This is a genomic window from Roseomonas indoligenes, from assembly GCF_017813365.1.
Classification (GTDB): Bacteria; Pseudomonadota; Alphaproteobacteria; order Acetobacterales; family Acetobacteraceae; genus Roseomonas; species Roseomonas indoligenes.
On record NZ_JAGIZA010000009.1, the window covers coordinates 20,733 to 36,389 of the forward strand.

At 72.0% G+C, this 15,657-nt stretch carries 15 protein-coding genes; 6 read left to right on the plus strand and 9 right to left on the minus strand.

The genetic code is table 11. The features are described 5' to 3' along the window. Both J5Y10_RS15215 and J5Y10_RS15220 read left to right on the plus strand, forming a co-directional pair. On the plus strand, positions 1 to 1,497 hold the full coding sequence (locus J5Y10_RS15215) for an aldehyde dehydrogenase (RefSeq protein WP_209374887.1): 1,497 nt from the start codon (positions 1 to 3) through the stop codon (positions 1,495 to 1,497). Positions 1,498 to 1,525: 28 nt separating this feature from the next. Then, on the plus strand, positions 1,526 to 2,512 hold the full coding sequence (locus J5Y10_RS15220) for a Bug family tripartite tricarboxylate transporter substrate binding protein (RefSeq protein WP_209374888.1): 987 nt from the start codon (positions 1,526 to 1,528) through the stop codon (positions 2,510 to 2,512). 4 nt (positions 2,513 to 2,516) lie between these two features. Here the strand turns inward: J5Y10_RS15220 and J5Y10_RS15225 are convergent, their stop codons facing one another. From J5Y10_RS15225 to J5Y10_RS15240, 4 genes are read right to left on the minus strand one after another with little or no spacing between them, the layout of a single operon-like run. Next, positions 2,517 to 3,683, minus strand: coding sequence for an acyl-CoA dehydrogenase family protein (locus J5Y10_RS15225; RefSeq protein WP_209374889.1), 1,167 nt, complete (start codon positions 3,681 to 3,683; stop codon positions 2,517 to 2,519). Continuing rightward, positions 3,668 to 4,804 (minus strand): CaiB/BaiF CoA transferase family protein, encoded by a 1,137-nt coding sequence (locus J5Y10_RS15230; RefSeq protein ID WP_209374890.1) that lies wholly within the window; start codon positions 4,802 to 4,804, stop codon positions 3,668 to 3,670. The genes J5Y10_RS15225 and J5Y10_RS15230 overlap by 16 nt, the downstream gene beginning before the upstream one ends. 5 nt (positions 4,805 to 4,809) lie before the next feature. Then, positions 4,810 to 5,775 (minus strand): Bug family tripartite tricarboxylate transporter substrate binding protein, encoded by a 966-nt coding sequence (locus tag J5Y10_RS15235; RefSeq protein WP_245214757.1) that lies wholly within the window; start codon positions 5,773 to 5,775, stop codon positions 4,810 to 4,812. Further along, positions 5,775 to 6,197: a cupin domain-containing protein gene (locus J5Y10_RS15240; protein ID WP_209374892.1), complete on the minus strand. Its 423-nt coding sequence runs from the start codon at positions 6,195 to 6,197 to the stop codon at positions 5,775 to 5,777. Before J5Y10_RS15240 ends, J5Y10_RS15235 begins: the two co-directional genes overlap by 1 nt. Before the next feature lie 120 nt (positions 6,198 to 6,317). On the opposite strand from J5Y10_RS15240, the gene J5Y10_RS15245 reads away from it, so the two are divergent. Beyond that, entirely contained in the window at positions 6,318 to 7,205 is an 888-nt protein-coding gene (locus J5Y10_RS15245; protein ID WP_209374893.1) for a LysR family transcriptional regulator, read from the plus strand. Positions 7,206 to 7,541: 336 nt separating this feature from the next. Here J5Y10_RS15245 and murJ read toward each other — a convergent pair whose 3' ends face one another. The 4 genes from murJ to gloB all read right to left on the minus strand — a co-directional run bounded on the left by murJ (position 7,542) and on the right by gloB (position 11,415). Beyond that, positions 7,542 to 9,068, minus strand: coding sequence for a murein biosynthesis integral membrane protein MurJ (murJ, locus tag J5Y10_RS15250; protein WP_209374894.1), 1,527 nt, complete (start codon positions 9,066 to 9,068; stop codon positions 7,542 to 7,544). A 13-nt stretch (positions 9,069 to 9,081) separates the two neighbouring features. After that, positions 9,082 to 10,086, minus strand: coding sequence for a tryptophan--tRNA ligase (trpS, locus tag J5Y10_RS15255; RefSeq protein ID WP_209374895.1), 1,005 nt, complete (start codon positions 10,084 to 10,086; stop codon positions 9,082 to 9,084). A 104-nt stretch (positions 10,087 to 10,190) separates the two neighbouring features. Further along, positions 10,191 to 10,634, minus strand: a complete 444-nt coding sequence (locus tag J5Y10_RS15260) for a cupin domain-containing protein (RefSeq protein WP_209374896.1) — start codon at positions 10,632 to 10,634, stop codon at positions 10,191 to 10,193. A gap of 7 nt (positions 10,635 to 10,641) precedes the next feature. Next, a complete protein-coding gene (gene gloB, locus J5Y10_RS15265; RefSeq protein WP_209374897.1) occupies positions 10,642 to 11,415 on the minus strand; it encodes a hydroxyacylglutathione hydrolase in 774 nt (257 codons plus the stop codon). Positions 11,416 to 11,469: 54 nt separating this feature from the next. On the opposite strand from gloB, the gene J5Y10_RS15270 reads away from it, so the two are divergent. Further along, on the plus strand, positions 11,470 to 12,261 hold the full coding sequence (locus J5Y10_RS15270) for a methyltransferase domain-containing protein (protein WP_209374898.1): 792 nt from the start codon (positions 11,470 to 11,472) through the stop codon (positions 12,259 to 12,261). Positions 12,262 to 12,354: 93 nt separating this feature from the next. Beyond that, a complete protein-coding gene (locus J5Y10_RS15275; RefSeq protein ID WP_209374899.1) occupies positions 12,355 to 12,981 on the plus strand; it encodes a DUF992 domain-containing protein in 627 nt (208 codons plus the stop codon). A 76-nt stretch (positions 12,982 to 13,057) separates the two neighbouring features. On the opposite strand, the gene guaD is transcribed toward J5Y10_RS15275, so the two are convergent. Continuing rightward, the gene (guaD, locus tag J5Y10_RS15280; protein ID WP_245214758.1) at positions 13,058 to 14,377 is read right to left on the minus strand and encodes a guanine deaminase; all 1,320 of its coding nucleotides are present in this window, start codon (positions 14,375 to 14,377) and stop codon (positions 13,058 to 13,060) included. Between the two features lie 127 nt (positions 14,378 to 14,504). Here guaD and J5Y10_RS15285 point away from each other — a divergent pair, with 127 nt between their 5' ends. Continuing rightward, on the plus strand, positions 14,505 to 15,476 hold the full coding sequence (locus J5Y10_RS15285) for a Bug family tripartite tricarboxylate transporter substrate binding protein (RefSeq protein WP_209374901.1): 972 nt from the start codon (positions 14,505 to 14,507) through the stop codon (positions 15,474 to 15,476). The last annotated feature ends 181 nt before the right edge of the window (positions 15,477 to 15,657 follow it).

Sequence of the window (15,657 nt, forward strand, 5' to 3'; positions counted from 1 at the left end):
ATGCTGGACGTGCCGCTGATCATCGGTGAGACCGACCGCCCCGCAACCGGCGAGGCGGTTTTCGAGCGCCGCAACCCCGTGACGGGCGAGGTGGCCACCCGCGCCGCCGCGGCGACCGTGTCGGACGCGCAGGCCGCCTGCGATGCCGCCGCCGCTGCCTTCCCCGCTTGGTCCAAGCTCGGCCCCAATGCCCGCCGCGCCATCCTGCTGAAGGCCGCCGATGCCCTGGCCGCCAAGGCGCCGGAGTTCATCCGCCTGATGGCCGAGGAGATCGGCGCCACCGCCGGCTGGGCGGGCTTCAACGTGCACCTCGCCGCCGGCATGCTGCGGGAAGCCGCGGCCGCCACCACGCAGACCACGGGCGAGGTCATCCCCTCGGACAAACCGGGCTGCCTCGCCATGGCCATTCGCGCGCCGGTGGGCGTGGTGCTGGGCATGGCGCCCTGGAACGCGCCCGTCATCCTCGGCGTGCGCGCCCTGGCCCTGCCGCTCGCCTGCGGCAACACCGTGGTGCTGAAGGCCAGCGAGACCTGCCCGGGCACGCACAGCCTGATTGCCCAGGCCCTGCGCGAGGGCGGGGTGCCGCCGGGGGTGGTGAACGTCGTCACCCACTCCGCCGCCGATGCGCCGGCGGTGGTGGAGGCGCTGATCGCCCACAAGGCCGTGCGCCGGATCAACTTCACCGGCTCCACCAAGGTCGGCCGCATCGTCGCCATGCACGCGGCGAAGCACCTGAAGCCCGTGCTGCTGGAGCTTGGCGGCAAGGCGCCGATGATCGTGCTGGAGGATGCCGACCTGGACGAGGCCGTGAAGGCCGCCGCCTTCGGCGCCTTCATGAACCAGGGCCAGATCTGCATGTCCACCGAGCGGCTGGTGGTGGTGGAGAGCATCGCGGACGAGTTCGTGCGCCGCCTGGCCGACTTCGTCGGCACCCTGCCCGTGGGCGACCCGCGCACCGGCAACGTCTTCCTCGGCTCCGTGGTGGACGAGGCCTCGGCGGTGAAGGTGGAGGGCCTGATCGCCGACGCCACCGGCAAGGGCGCCACCCTGCATGGTGGCGGCGCGCGCCAGGGCACGATCATGCCGGCGGCCATCGTGGACCGCGTGACACCGGAGATGGCCCTCTACGCCGAGGAGTCCTTCGGCCCCGTCGTCGCCATGATCCGCGTGGCGGATGCGGAGGAGGCGGTGCGCGTGGCGAATGACAGCGAGTACGGGCTCTCCGCCGCCGTCTTCACGAAGGACGTGGCGCGCGGCATCGCCATCGCGCAGCGCATCGAGAGCGGCATCTGCCACGTGAACGGCCCCACCGTGCACGACGAGGCGCAGATGCCCTTCGGCGGCACCAAGGCCAGCGGCTACGGCCGCTTTGGCGGCCGCGCCGGCATTGCCGAGTTCACGGAGCTGCGCTGGATCACCGTGGAAACCCAGCCCGGCCAGTACCCCTTCCCGCCCGCCGCGAAGGCGCCGCCGCCCGCGACGCCCGGCGCGCACTGATCGCCGGACCAGGAGGGAACGAAGGAAAATGGCCACCATCACCCGCCGCGCGGCGCTCGCCGCCGTGCCGGCCCTGCTCGCGGCGCCCTCGCTCCGCGCGCAGGGCGCCAATCCCGGTGCCTATCCCAGCAAGCCCGTCCGCATCGTCGTCCCCTTCCCGCCCGGCGGGCTGGTGGACGTGCTCGCGCGCTCCGTCTCGCAATCTCTCGCCACCCGGCTGGGCCAGCCCTTCGTGGTGGACAACCGCGCGGGCGCGGGCGGCAACATCGGCGCCGATCTCGTCGCCAAGGCGGCGCCGGACGGCTACACCCTGCTCGCCTCCTCCATGGGGCCGCTGGCGGTGAACCAGTTCATCTACCCGTCCATGCCCTACGACACGAACGCCGCCTTCGCGCCGATCACCCTGCTGGCCACCACGCCGAAGGTGATCTGCGTAGCGAACAACCGCCCCTGGCGCAGCCTGGCGGAGCTGGTGGCGGCGGCGAAGGCGCGGCCGGGGCAGCTCACCGCCGGCTCTGCCGGCTCCGGCAGCAGCCTCCACCTCGCGCTGGAGCTGTTCAAGGGCGCGACCGGCACGGACATCCAGCACGTCCCCTATCGTGGGGCCGCACCTGCCGTGACGGACCTCGTCTCCGGCAACATCGACATGGTCATCGATAACGTGCCGAACATCCTGGCGCAGATCCGCGGCAACGGGGTTCGCGCCCTGGCCGTGGCGACGGAGAAGCGCCTGCCCCAGCTTCCCGATATCCCCACCGCCACCGAGGCCGGCGTGAACTTCCGCTTCGGCACCGCCTTCGGCATGGCCGCCCCCGCCGGCACGCCGGACGCCATCATCACGGCCGTCGCGGAGGCCGTTGCCACGGCCCTGCAGGACCCGGCCATCGGCGGCAAGCTGGCCGAGCAGGGCACCATCCTCGGCGGCCAGGGCCCGCGTGCCTTCGCGGCCCTGGTCGAGGAGGAGAAGCGCACGCTGGAGCCGGTGATCAAGCGCGCCAACATCCGCGCGGACTGATCCATCAGTAGGACTTCGGCAGCCCCAGCACCTTCTCCGCGATGAAGCAGAGGATGAGCTGCGGGCTGACCGGCGCGATGCGGGGGATCATCACCTCCCGCATGTAGCGCTCCACGTGGTACTCCTTCGCGTAGCCGAAGCCGCCATGGGTCATCACGGCCTGCTGGCAGGCCGCGAAGCCGGCCTCCGCGGCCAGGTACTTCGCCATGTTCGCCTCGGCCCCGCAGGACATGCCCTTGTCGTAGCGCCAGGCCGCCTGCATCACGCTGAGCCGCGCGGAATCCAGCCGCATCCAGCACTCGGCCAACGGGTGCTGGATCGCCTGGTTCTGGCCGATGGGCCGCCCGAACACCACGCGGTCCTTCGCGTACTGCGCGGCGCGCTCAATGGCGACGAAGCCAAGGCCCAGCGCCTCGGCGGCGATCAGGATGCGCTCGGGGTTTAGCCCGTGCAGGATGTACTCGAAGCCGCGCCCTTCCTCGCCAATGCGGTCCTCCTCCGGCACCTCCAGGTTGTCGAAGAACACCTGATTCGAATCCACGGCCTTGCGGCCCATCTTGTCGATCGGGCGCACCTCGATCCGGGAACGGTCGAGGTCGGTGTAGAACAGCGAAAGCCCCTGGGTCGGCTTGCGCACATCCTCCAGCGGCGTGGTGCGCGCCAGGATCAGGATTTTTTCCGCCACCCCGGCAGTGGAGATCCACACCTTCTGCCCGTTTACCACGTACTTGCTGCCCTGGCGCTCCGCGCGCGTGCGAAGGCGCGTGGTGTCCAGGCCCGTGTTCGGCTCCGTCACCGCGAAGCAGGCGCGCTCCTTCCCCGCAATCAGCGGCGGCAGCATCCGGCGGCGCTGGTCGTCCGTGCCGAAGACCACCACGGGCTGCAGCCCGAAGATGTTCATGTGCACGGCCGAGGCCCCGCTCATCCCCGCGCCGGACTGGGAGATGGCCTGCATCATGATCGCGGCCTCGGTGATGCCGAGCCCGGCGCCGCCGAACTCTTCCGGCATGCAGATGCCCAGCCATCCATCGGCCGCCAGCGCCTGATGCAGCTCCACCGGGAATTCGCCGGTGTGGTCGCGCTCCAGCCAGTAGTCGTCCCCGAAGCGGGCGCAGATGCGGGAGACGGCCTCGCGAACGGCCTCCTGCTCCTCGGTCAGCGCGAAGTCCATGCGATCTCCTCGTCACCGTTCGCCGGCAGGTCGGGCGATGGCCGTAGGGGCGCGTCCTCCTGCCCGGCCCAGCGTCCCACCGGCGCGGTGGAACGCAGCGTGCAGCCTTCCGGCAGCGCCGCCTCTCGCCAGTAGCCCACGGCCCGCAGATGCGGATCGTCCAGCAGCGCCTCGACGCTGTTCACCGGCGCTGCGGGGATATCCAGACCGCAGAGCAGCTCCAGCCACTCCGCCGTGCCGCGCTCCGCCAGGATTTCGCCGACCAGCCCGTAGGCGTGGTGGAAGTTGGCGGTGCGCCCGGCATGGTCGCGCAGCCGGGGATCGGCCTCCATCTCCGGCTCGCGCCCCACGGCGCGGAAGAAGCGGCGCCAGTGGGCGTCATTGTAGAGAAGCACGGCGATATGGCCGTCCCGCGTGCGGTAGGGGCGGCGCTGCGGCGTCATCAGCCGCGGGTAATGCGGCCCGCCCTGCGGCGGATCGAAGCTGAGCCCTCCGAGATGATCGCCCAGCACGAGGTCGGCGAAGGTCTCGAACATCGGGATCTCGATCTCCGCCCCTTCCCCGCCCCGCTCCCGCGCGAAGAGCGCGGCGGTCACGGCCTGGGCGAGCTGGATTCCCACCACGCGGTCGCTCAGCGTCAGCGGCACATAGCGCGGCTCCCCATCCGGCGAGACGCGGCCCATCACATCGGCCAGCCCGCTCGCCGCCTGGATCAGGTCGTCATAGGCCGGGCGCGCGGAATAGGGGCCGCCCGCGCCGTATCCCACCGCGCTCGCCACGATCAGGCGGGGGTTCACGCCCCGCAGCGCCTCGCGCGTCAGTCCCAGGCGTGCCGCGGCATCCGCGCGCATGTTGTGCAGCAGCACGTCCGCGCCCTCTGCCAGGCGCCGCAGGGCGGCCTTGCCCTCCGCCGCCTTCAGGTCCAGCGCCACGGCGCGCTTGCCGCGGTTGAGATGGGCGAACATGGCGCCGCCCTGGCCGGCGCGGCGCAGAACGTCGCCCTCCGGCGGCTCCACCTTCAGCACCTCCGCTCCCTGGTCCGCCAGTAGCCGGGCGGCATAGGGGCCCATCACGACGGAAGAGCAATCCAACACGCGGATCCCGGCCAGGGGGAGAGGCAAGCCGGTCACTCCTTCGGAATGCCGGCGGCCTCGACCATCTCGCGCCAGACGACAATTTGCTGCTTCACGAAATCGCCCAGTTCCCCCGGCGTGCCGGAAAAGGCGTCGAAGCCGATATCGGCGAAGCGCTGCTTCACCTCCGGCCGCTCGATCGGCCCGCGGATCGCGGCGTTCAGCGCCTCGATCACCGGCGCCGGCGTGCGGGCCGGCGCGAAGACGCCGTTCCAGGAGGTGATGTCGAAGCCCGGCAGCGCCGCCTCGGCCAGCGTCGGCGCGTCCGGCATCAGGCGCGACCGTTCCTTCGTGGACACGCCGAGATTGCGCAGCTTGCCCGCGCGCAGGTTGCCCAGCCCCGCCGCGATGTCCACGAACATGCAGTCCACGCGCCCGGCGATCACGTCCGTGATGGCGGGCGGGGTGGAGCGGTAGGGCACGTGCAGCATCTCCGTGCCCGCCATCCGCGCCATGGTGGCGCCGGCGACGATGCCCGTGCTGTTGCCGCTGGCATAGCTCATCTCGCCCCGACGCTTCCGCGCCATGTCCAGGAAGGACCTGGCGTCGCGCGCGGGCGATCCCTCGCCCACCACCAGCATGAAGGGCAGATTCCCCACGCGCGCGACCGGCGCGAAATCCGCCACCGGGTCGTAGTCCAGGTGCTTCAGCAGCGCAGGATTAGCGGAGTGCGTCGTGTTGGTGGTCACGAAGATCGTGTGCCCGTCCGGCTCCGCCCGCGCGACGAATCCTGCCGCGATGGAGCCATTGGCGCCCGCGCGGTTGTCCACCACGATGGCCGCGCCGCCCAGCGCCTCGCTCATCACCTGCGCCAGGATGCGCGCGCCGGCATCCGTGCCGCTGCCGGCCGCGAAGGGCACGACCATGGTGATCGGCCGCGTGGGGCGCCAGGCCTGTGCGAAGGCGGGGCGGATGGCGGGCAGCGCCAGCGCGGCGCCGAGGAGGGAACGGCGGCGCATCACGCGTGCCCTCCCGCACGGCGCGTCACCTTGGCAGGATCCTCGCCATAGGGCGGCGCGTAGATCACCATCAGCTTCAGCGGCTCCTCGCTCGTCACGGTCACCACGTGCTCCACGCCGATCGGGAAGAAGCAGAAGTCGCCGGGACCGACATCGCGCGTCTCGCCGCCCACCTCCACGCGCGCGCGGCCCTCCATGAAGTAGCAGGTCTGCTCCAGCGTCGGATGCGCGTGCGGCAGCGCGCCGTTGCCGCGCTCGATCGTGCCGATCAGCACCTCCATCTGCGTCGCGCCCACCGTCTCGGGCGCGATCACACGGCGGTTGCTGGTGCCGGTGTGGTTGGCGGGGCTGTAGGGGGTGACATCCTCGGCGCGCAGGAAGAAGCGGCGCGCCTCGGCCGCCGGGATCGGGGCCTCGGGCATCTGGACTGGTCCTCTCCAACGGCCCGCTGTCGCGGGCTCTCTCGTTCAGTGCCGGGAAAGCTGGGAGGCGGGCGCCGATAAGGCAATTGAAAACTTGTTCTCGCCCGATAAGGTTCCTTTATGGACGTCACGCTCAAGGGCCTGCGCGCCTTCCTCGCCATCGCGCGCCATCGCTCCTTCACCCGCGCCGCCGGGCTGCTGCACGTTACCCAGCCCGCGCTGACCGTGCAGATCCGCGGTCTGGAAGCGGCGCTCGGCCTGCGCCTGCTGGACCGCACCCCACAGGGCGTGGAGCCGACGGAGGCCGGGGCGGAACTGGCGCGGGTGCTGGAGGTGCAGCTGCGCGACCTCGACCACACGCTGGAGAACGTGCGCGACCTCGCCGCCCGCCGGCGCGGCACGGTCCGGCTGGCGGCCCTGCCCTCCGTCGCCTCCGGCCCCCTGCCGCGCGCCATGCTGCGGATGCGCGGGCAGCACCCGGAGTTGCGCGTGCAGTTGCAGGAGGCGGTGACGGGCCGCATCCACGACATGGTACGGGCGGACATGGTGGATATCGGCATCGCCAGCGGCCCGCCCCCCGGCCCCGACCTGGCGCGGGAACCCCTGTTCCAGGACCGGCTTCTGGCCATCCTGCCCGCCGACCACCCGCTCGCCTCACGCCGCCGCATCCCGCTGGAGGCCCTGGCGCGGGAACACCTGCTGCTGCTGGAATCCAACACCTCCGTCTGGCGCGTGCTGGACGATGCCTTAGCAGCGAAGGGCCTTCGCCTTTCGCCCTTCCAGCAGGCAGTCCACACCAGCTCCCTCATCGGCATGGCGCAGGCCGGGCTCGGCATCGCCCTCCTCCCCTCCACGGCCGTGGAACTCCGCATGGCGCCGGAACTCGCCCGCCGGCCGCTGCAGCCGGATCTGGTGCGGGAGATCATGGTGGTGCATCGCGCCGGCCGCTCCCTCTCCCCTGCCGCCGAGGCCCTGGTGGAGGCCCTGCGGGAGGTCGCCAGGGACTGACGCCCTCGCCGGCGAAGGCTGGTCTGGCTCTTCGCTGGCGGTCTGTCCCGGGGAGAGGAAGAAGGAATTCTTCCTCTCCCCGGCCCCCTCACCATCATCTTCTTGTAGGCATTGGGTTTACTTCGCTGGCAATGCGCCTGAGGTCGATGACCTCAGGCGACTGAAGCGACAGGATCAGGCCATCATCAGCGATACCGCGTCAGGTCAGTTCCGCGGCAGCCAGACGGGGTTCCAAGGGCCTCAGGCCCTTGGCGGGGGTTCCAGGGGGCAGCGCCCCCTGGCTCCGGACAGTTCAGGATGAAGACACCCGGCGGGCCATTACCGGGAAAGCCATCTTCACCGCCGCCGCCGGATCTCCCCCAGGTGCAGCCCGCCGATTGCGTGGGCCAGCCCGAAATACACGCCCAGGCCGACGACGACATAGGCCGCGAGGAAGGCGAGGCGCATCGTCGATCCCACGGGGTCCGGCAGCAGCGCGCGCATCGCCAGCAACACCACGGCCATGGCGAGGGTGGCCATCAGCAGCCGCGGCACGCGGCGGCGCAGGCGGCGGTCCGGCCGCCAGTGGCCGCGCCGGCGCAGGAACACGGCCAGGGCGATCACGTTGACCCAGGCGGCGATGCCCGTGGCCAGCGCGATGCCGACATGCGCGAGGTAGCGCGTGAGGATCAGGTTCATCGCCAGGTTCAGCACGACGATGACGAGGCTGATCTTCACCGGCGTGGCCGTGTCCCCGCGCGCGAAGAAGCCGGGCACGAAGGCCTTCACCAGCACGAAGGCGGGCAGTCCCAGCGCATAAGCGACGAGGGCGACGGAGGTGGCCGCGGCCTCCAGCTCCCCGAAGGCGCCGCGCACGAACAGGGCGGAGATGATGGGCCAGGCCAGCACCGCCTGCGCGGCGGCGGCGGGCAGGGAGAGCGCGAGGGAGAGCTCCAGCGCCCGGTTCATCGTGCGATGGGCGGAGAGCGGGCGGCCGCTGCGGAGCTGCTTCACCAGCAGGGGCAGCATGGCCGTGCCGACGGCGGCCCCGATGACGCCCAGCGGCAGCTGCCCGATCCGGTCCGCGTAGTAGAGATAGGAGACGGCGCCGGCAGGCAGGAGGGAGGCGATGACGACATCCACCGCCAGGTTCAGCTGCGTCACCCCCGCGCCGACGAGGCCAGGCACCATGCGCCGCAGCACCAGCCGCACCTCCGGCGTGATGCGCGGGAGGGAGACGATGCGCAGCGGCATCCCCGCCCGCGCCGCCGCGATCCAGACGAGGAGGAGCTGCGCGGCGCCGGAGATCGTCACGCCCCAGGCCAGCGCGTGCCCGGGCGTCGGCACGATCGGCGACAGGATCCAGAGGGCGGCCATGGAGAGCAGGTTGAACAGCACGGGCGCGCCGGCGGCGGCGCCGAAGCGGTCCAGCCCGTTCAGCACGCCGGAGATCAGCGCCGTCAGGCAGATCAGCAGCAGGTAAGGGAAGGTGATCCGCGTCATCTCCACGGCCAGCCCGAAGCGCAGCGGGTCGTCCGTGAAGCCGGGGGCCAGCACCGTCAGCACCTGCGGCATGAAGACCATGCCGAGCACCGTGAGCAGAGAGAGCCACAGCGTCATCAGCGTGGACATGCGCTCCGCCAGGAAGCGGGCCTGGGCCGCGCCCTCCGTCGTCAGGGTCGCGGCGAAGGCGGGGACGAAGGCGGCGTTGAAGGCGCCTTCCCCGAACAGGCGGCGGAACAGGTTCGGCAGCTTGAGGGCGATGAAGAAGGCATCCGCCACAGGCCCGGCGCCGAGCGAGGCCGCGATCAGCATGTCCCGCAGGAAGCCGAGCACGCGGCTGGCCATGGTCCAGCCGCCGACGGTGAGGATGCTCTTCAGCATGGCGCGCTGTTGATCAGCGGGCCGGAAGGAAGCCGACCAGCTGCTCCGCCTTCGCCACGATCGGCTCCGCGATCTCCCTCGCCCTGTCCGCGCCGCGGCGCAGCAGCGCGTCCACCGCGCCGGGATCGGCCAGCAGGCGGCGCGTCTCGTCGGCGATGGGCGTCAGGTGGGCCACCAGCGCATCGGCCAGGATGCCCTTGAAGGTGCCGAAGCCCTGGCCGCCGTGCGCGCGCAGAACCTCCTCCGGCGTGCTGTCCGTGATGGCGGCGAGGATGCCCACGAGGTTGCGCGCCTCCGGCCGCCCCTCCAGCCCCTGCATCTCGGAGGGCAGCGGCTCCGCATCCGTCTTCGCGCGGCGGATCTTCAAAGCAATCGTGTCCGCGTCGTCATTCAGGTTGATGCGCGACTGGTCGGAGGGGTCCGACTTGCTCATCTTCTTCGTGCCGTCGCGCAGGGACATCACGCGGGCGGCCACCCCCATGATGTGCGGGTCGATATGCGGGAAGAAATCAACCCCGTAGTCGTGGTTGAACTTCTCGGCGATGTCGTTCGCCAGCTCCAGGTGCTGCTTCTGGTCCTCGCCCACCGGCACGCGCGTGGCGTGATAGGCGTGGATGTCGGCCGCCATCAGGTTCGGATAGACGTAGAGGCCGGCGCCGGCATTGTCCCGGTCCTTGCCCGCCTTGTCCTTGAACTGCGTCATCCGGTTCAGCCAGCCGATGCGGGCCACGCAGTTGAAGATCCAGGCCAGCCGCGTGTGCGCGTGGACATGGGACTGCACGAAGAGGATGCAGCGCTCCGGGTCCAGCCCGCAGGCCAGCAGGGCGGCGGCCATGTCCCGGGTCTGGCGCGTCAGCTCCTTCGGGTCCTGGAACTGGGTGATGGCGTGCTGGTCCACCACGCAGAAGATGCACTCGTTCGTGTCCTGCATCGGCACCCAGTTGCGCAGCGCGCCGAGGTAGTTGCCGAGGGTGGGGACGCCCGAGGGCTGGATGCCCGAGAAGACGCGCTGGGACATGGAGGATGGGCTCCTGGCCGCCCGGCGGTTGGAGCGCCGGGGGCTTCGTGGGGTGGGCCCCGGGTGTCCTGCCCCCGGCCCACGGCGTCAAGGCGCCCCCCCGTCTAGGCCTGCCCTGGCTCCCAGCCCGGCGGCGCCATCTCGAACCCCTCGAACAGGAAGGCGGGGCTGACGGTGCAGCCCACCAGGGTCCAGGCGCCGAGGCTCTCTGCCGCCTGCCACTGGCCCTTCGGCACCACCGCGAAGGGCGTCTCCCCGGCGGAGAGGTCCGGCCCCAGCCGTGTCCCGCCGGGCGTCCCGCCATCGGAGACCCGCAGGAGAAGCGGCGCCCCGGCATGCCAGTGCCAGCCCTCCGCCGCGTCCACCCGGTGCCAGTGGCTGCGCTCCCCGGCCGCGAGGAGGAACAGGATCGCCGTCCCGGCGCCACGCCCGCCATCGGCCGGGGCATCGCGCCAGGTCTCGCGGTAGTGCCCGCCCTCGGGATGGGGGCGCAGGTCCAGCGCGGCGATCACCGCGGCGGCCGCCAGCCCGGAATCGCGCAGGTTCATGCGGGGATCAGCCCTTGAACACGTCCTTGCCGCGCCGCCGCTCGGCCAGGGTCGCCTCGTCCCCGGCGCGCAGGAAGGGATTGGTCGCGCGCTCCTGGTCCAGCGTGGTCGGCACGGTGGGGTGGCCGGCCTTGCGTTGCTCCCGCACCTCCTCCGCGCGCGCCTTCAGCGCGGCGTTGTCCGGCTCCACCGTCAGGGCGAAGCGGGCGTTGCTCTCGGTGTACTCGTGGCCGCAGAGCACCAGCGTGTCGCCGGGCAGGGCGTCCAGCAGCCGCAGGGCGCGGAACATGTCGGCCGGCGTCCCCTCCAGCAGCCGCCCGCATCCGAGTGAGAAGAGGGTGTCGCCGCACAGCACCGCGTGCGCCTCGGGAATGAACAGCGCGATATGTCCGATCGTGTGGCCCGGGCTGTCCAGCACCTCGATCGTGCCGCTGCCCAGCGGGATCGAATCCCCGGGATGCACGGACAGGTCCAGCGCCGGCAGGCGGTGGGAATCGGCGGCCGCCCCCAGCACCTTCGCCCCCGTCGCGGCCACCACCTCCGCCACGCCGTCGATATGGTCGGGGTGGTGATGGGTCAGCAGCACCCAATCCAGCCGCCCGGGCTCCGGCATGTCCTGCAGCGCCGCCAGGTTCGGCTCCGCCTCCCCGGGGTCGCAGAGGGCCACGGTGCCGGTCGCCTCGTCCCGCAGCAGCCAGGCGTAGTTGTCGGAGAGGTTGGGCACGGCCCGGATCGTCCAGTTCCCGCGCTGGTGCCCGCTCTGGCTCCCGTTCTGGGTCATGCGCCGCGTTCTCCCTCTGGTGTCAGGCCGGATTCGTGATCCTATATCCGCCGCATGGCCGCCGAGGTCCACTTCACCGCCCGCGGGCTGCAGGGCTTCTACGAGGCGCCGCTGGGCGCCACGACCCGCCGCGTCCTGCGCGCGCGGCTCCGCCGCGCCTGGCCGGAGCTGACGGGGCTGGAGGTGCTCGGCCTCGGCCATGCCGGCCCCTATCTCCGCCTCTGGCGCCGCGGGGCCGCCCGCCTCGTCGCTGCCTCGCCCGAGGCCCTGGGCGCGGGCGGCCTGCCGCCCTGGCCGCCGGACGGCCGCAACGCCACCGCCCTGGTGGAGGAGGACCGCCTCCCCTTCGCCGACCTCTGCTTCGACCGCATCCTCCTCGTCCACGGGCTGGAAGGGGCGGAGAATGCCCGGCGCCTGCTGCGCGAGGCCTGGCGCGTGCTGCGCCCTGAGGGGCGGCTGCTCGCCGTCGTGCCCAACCGCCGCTCCGTCTGGGCGCATCTGGAACACACCCCCTTCGGCCACGGCCAGCCCTACTCGCCCCGCCAGCTCGCCCGCCTGCTGGAGCGGTCCATGTTCACGGTGGAGGCGCGGGAGGCCGCCCTGTTCGTCCCGCCCTTCGCCTTCCGCCCCCTGCTGCGCGGCGCCCGGCTCTGGGAGACGGCGGGCGAGGCCCTGGCCCCGCAGCTCGGCGGCGTGACGCTGATCGAGGCCCGGAAATCCGTGCTGGCCCCCATCGGCCGCAAGGCCGCGCCAGCCCGCCCCCGCCGCGTGCTGGTGCCCCAGCTCCTGCCCCAGGGCGCCTGGCAGAAGGCGGGGCCGGAAGCAGCAATGAAGCCCCGGCGCTAGCGGCGCGTTCTTGCCTCCCGTCCGGGGAAGCGCCCGGGGCCGCCTGAACGGTCCCCGTCACTACCCCGGCCAGAGAAACAAGGATCGAACGCCATGAACCGTCCCACCTTCCTTGCCGCGGCCGCCCTGCTCGCCTTCGGTGGCCCCGCCCTCGCCCAGAGCACCGCCCAGAGCACCGCCCCGGGCACCCCCCCCGGCACGGTCGCTCCCGGGACCGTTATTCCCGGCCAGGGCGTGGTACTGCAGCCCGGCCAGCCCATTCCGCCCGGCATGGTCCAGACCGGCACGGCGATGACACCGCCGCCGGGCCAGCAGGCCGGCAACACCCGCGTCGGCCAGCTCCAGTGCGACGTCTCTGGCGGCATCTCCTTCGTCTTCGGCTCGACGAAGGACCTGTCCTGCGAATTCAAGCCGGTGAACGGCGCCGCCGAGCGCTACACCGGCGAGATCCGCCGCTTCGGCGTGGACCTCGGCTTCACCGGCCGCGGCACCATGGTCTGGACGGTGGTGAACACCGGGTCCGACATCGCTCCGGGCAGCCTTGCCGGCACCTATGGCGGCGCTTCCTCCAACGTCTCGGCGGGCCTGGGCCTCGGCAGCAACGTCCTGATCGGCGGCAGCCGCGACCAGGTGGCCCTCCAGCCGCTCTCCATCGAGAGCAGCACGGGCATCAACGTGGCCGCCGGCATCGCCGAGATGACGCTGAAGGCGGGCGGCTGAACCGCGGGGGAGACCCCGCCTCCCCCTTCCGGCGCGGTGGTTCCCCGGGGGTAGCAGCCCCTGGGGAACCACCGCCCTACTTCCTCTCGTAGGCCAGTCGCCCGGCCAGGTAGGTCGCCCGCACCGCCCGCTCGTCCCCCAGGGCCATGAGGGCGAAGAGCCGGTCCGCCGGGTCCCGCGCCCCCTCCGTCCGCAAGGCGAGTTCCGGGGTGGCGGCAGGGTCCAGCACCACGAGGTCGGCCTCCATGCCCGGGGCCAGGGTGCCGATGCGATCCTCCAGCCGCATCGCCTCCGCCCCGCCGCGCGTTGCCAGCCATAGGGCCTGGGCCGGGTGCAGCCGCGCCCCGCGCAGCCGGGCCACCTTGTAGGCATCACCGAGGGTGCGAAGGGTGGAGAGGCCCGTGCCCGCCCCCACGTCGCTTCCGAGCCCGACCCGCACGCCCGCGGCCGCCATGGCGTGCGCCGGGAAGAGGCCGCTGCCGAGGAAGAGGTTGGAGCTCGGGCAATGCGCCACGCCGCAGCCCGTCTCCCTCAGGCCGGATAGGTCGCCCTCCGTCACATGGACGGCATGGCCCATCACGGCGCCCGGCCCGGCCAGCCCGGCAGCGCGGTATACGTCGAGGTAGGAGGCGGCGGCCGGGAACAGCTCCCGCACCCAGGCGATCTCCGCCTCCGTCTCGCACAGATGCGTCTGCACCAGCGTCCCGGGATTGTCGCACCACAGCCGCCCGGCGGCGCACAGCGCCTCGTCGCTGCAGGCGGGGGCGAAGCGCGGCGTGATGGCGTAGAGCAGCCGCCCGCGCCCGTGCCAGCGATCAATCAGGCGCTGCGTCGCGGGGATGCCGTGGTCCGGCCCGTCCAGCAGTTCGGCCGGTGCGTTCCGGTCCATCAGCACCTTGCCGGCGGCGATCCGCATGCCCAGCCGCTCCGCCTCCGCGAACAGGGCGTCGGCGGAGTGCTCGTGCACGGTGCAGTAGACGAGGGCCGTGGTGGTGCCGGCGCGCAGCAGGGCGGCGAGGAAGGTCTTCGCCACGCGCGCGGCATGGGCGGGGTCGGCGAAGCGCGCCTCCGTGGGGAAGGTGTAGCGCCGCAGCCAGTCCAGCAGCGTTTCCCCGAAGGACCCTGCCATCTCCAGCTGCGGGTAGTGGACATGGGCGTCCACGAAGCCCGGCAGGATCAGCCCGTCCGGGTGGTGATGCACCACCAGGTCGTCCGGATGGCGCGGGCGCTCCGCGGCGTGGTCGCCGAAGCCAGTGATCTTCCCGCCCCGCATCACCACCAGCGCGTCGGGCCAGTGGACCAGCGCCGTGTCCGCCTCGCCCCGGAAGGGATCGTGGCGGAAGGTCAGGGCGGGGCCGCGCAGGCCGAGGCCGGGCGCAGGGGTAGGCTGGGTCAAACGGCGCTCCATCGTCGCCGCCCCATCATGCCACCCCGCACCGATCCTTGAAGCCGGAGCTCCGATGGCGCCTTGCCGCGGCCCCGCGTCCGTGCCCATTTCCGGCCCAGATCGAAAGGATTCCGCCATGCGCCGCCGTCATGTCCTGCCCCTCATCGCGGCCCCCTTGGCAGCCCCGGCCCTGATCGGGCGCGCCGCCGCCCAGGGGCGCAGCATCACCCTCGTCGTGCCCTACGCCGCCGGGGGCGGCACGGACATCGTGGGGCGCGAACTCGCGCCCATCCTGATGGAGCAGCTCGGCCAGAACGTCATCGTGGAGAACCGCGGCGGCGCGGCGGGCCATGTCGGCGCCACCTCCGTCGCCCGCGCGCGGCCGGACGGCACCACCCTGCTCTTCGCCGTCTCCACCAACATCGTGGTCAACCCGCATTTGCAGCGGAACGACCGCGTGAACCTCTCCACGGCGCTGACGCCGGTCACCAAGGCCAGCTCCTACCAGTACGTGCTGGCGATCGACCCGAAGGTGCCGGCCAACACCCTCCAGGAGCTGATCGCGGCGGGCAAGAAGCCGGGCGCGGGCTTCACCTTCTCCTCTGGCGGCGTCGGGTCCAACAACCATCTCGCCGGCATCCTCTTCTCGGAGGCCGCCGGGGTGGAGATGGAACACATCTCCTACCGCGGCACCGCCCCGGCCCTGCAGGACGTGGTGGCCGGGCGCGTGACGATGAATTTTTCCTCCCCGCCCCCGGCCGTGCCGCTGGTGCGGGATGGCCGCCTGCGCGCGCTGGCCGTGACGGGCGACCACCGCCTCCCCTCCCTGCCGGAGGTGCCCACGCTCTCGGAAGCCGGGCTGCCCGGCATCGTCATCCTCGGCTGGCACGGCATCTTCGCGCCCGCCGGCACGCCGGAGGCGGAGCTGAACCGGCTGGAGGCCGCCGCCAACAAGGCCATCCGCGATCCCCGCTTCGCCCGCAGCCTGGAGCGCGACGGGCTGGAAGTGGCCGCCGAGCAGCCCCGTGCCGAGTTCGCGAAGGCCATCCGCGAGGAATACGAGTTCTGGGGCCGGAAGGTGCGGGAACTGGACCTGAAGGCGGAGTAGCCGCCGCACGGGCTTCGCCCGGCGCTTGATCAATTCTGCTCCGAAACAACCCGGCGGGCCTTGGAAAGAGGCCGAGCCCCGCCGGGGAACTCTAAGATCGGAAGTTGCGCAAGCCGGCGCAGCACCAAACTAGACTGCCCTCTTCTCCTACGCAACATGAACTCGCGCCTGGAAGCACCGG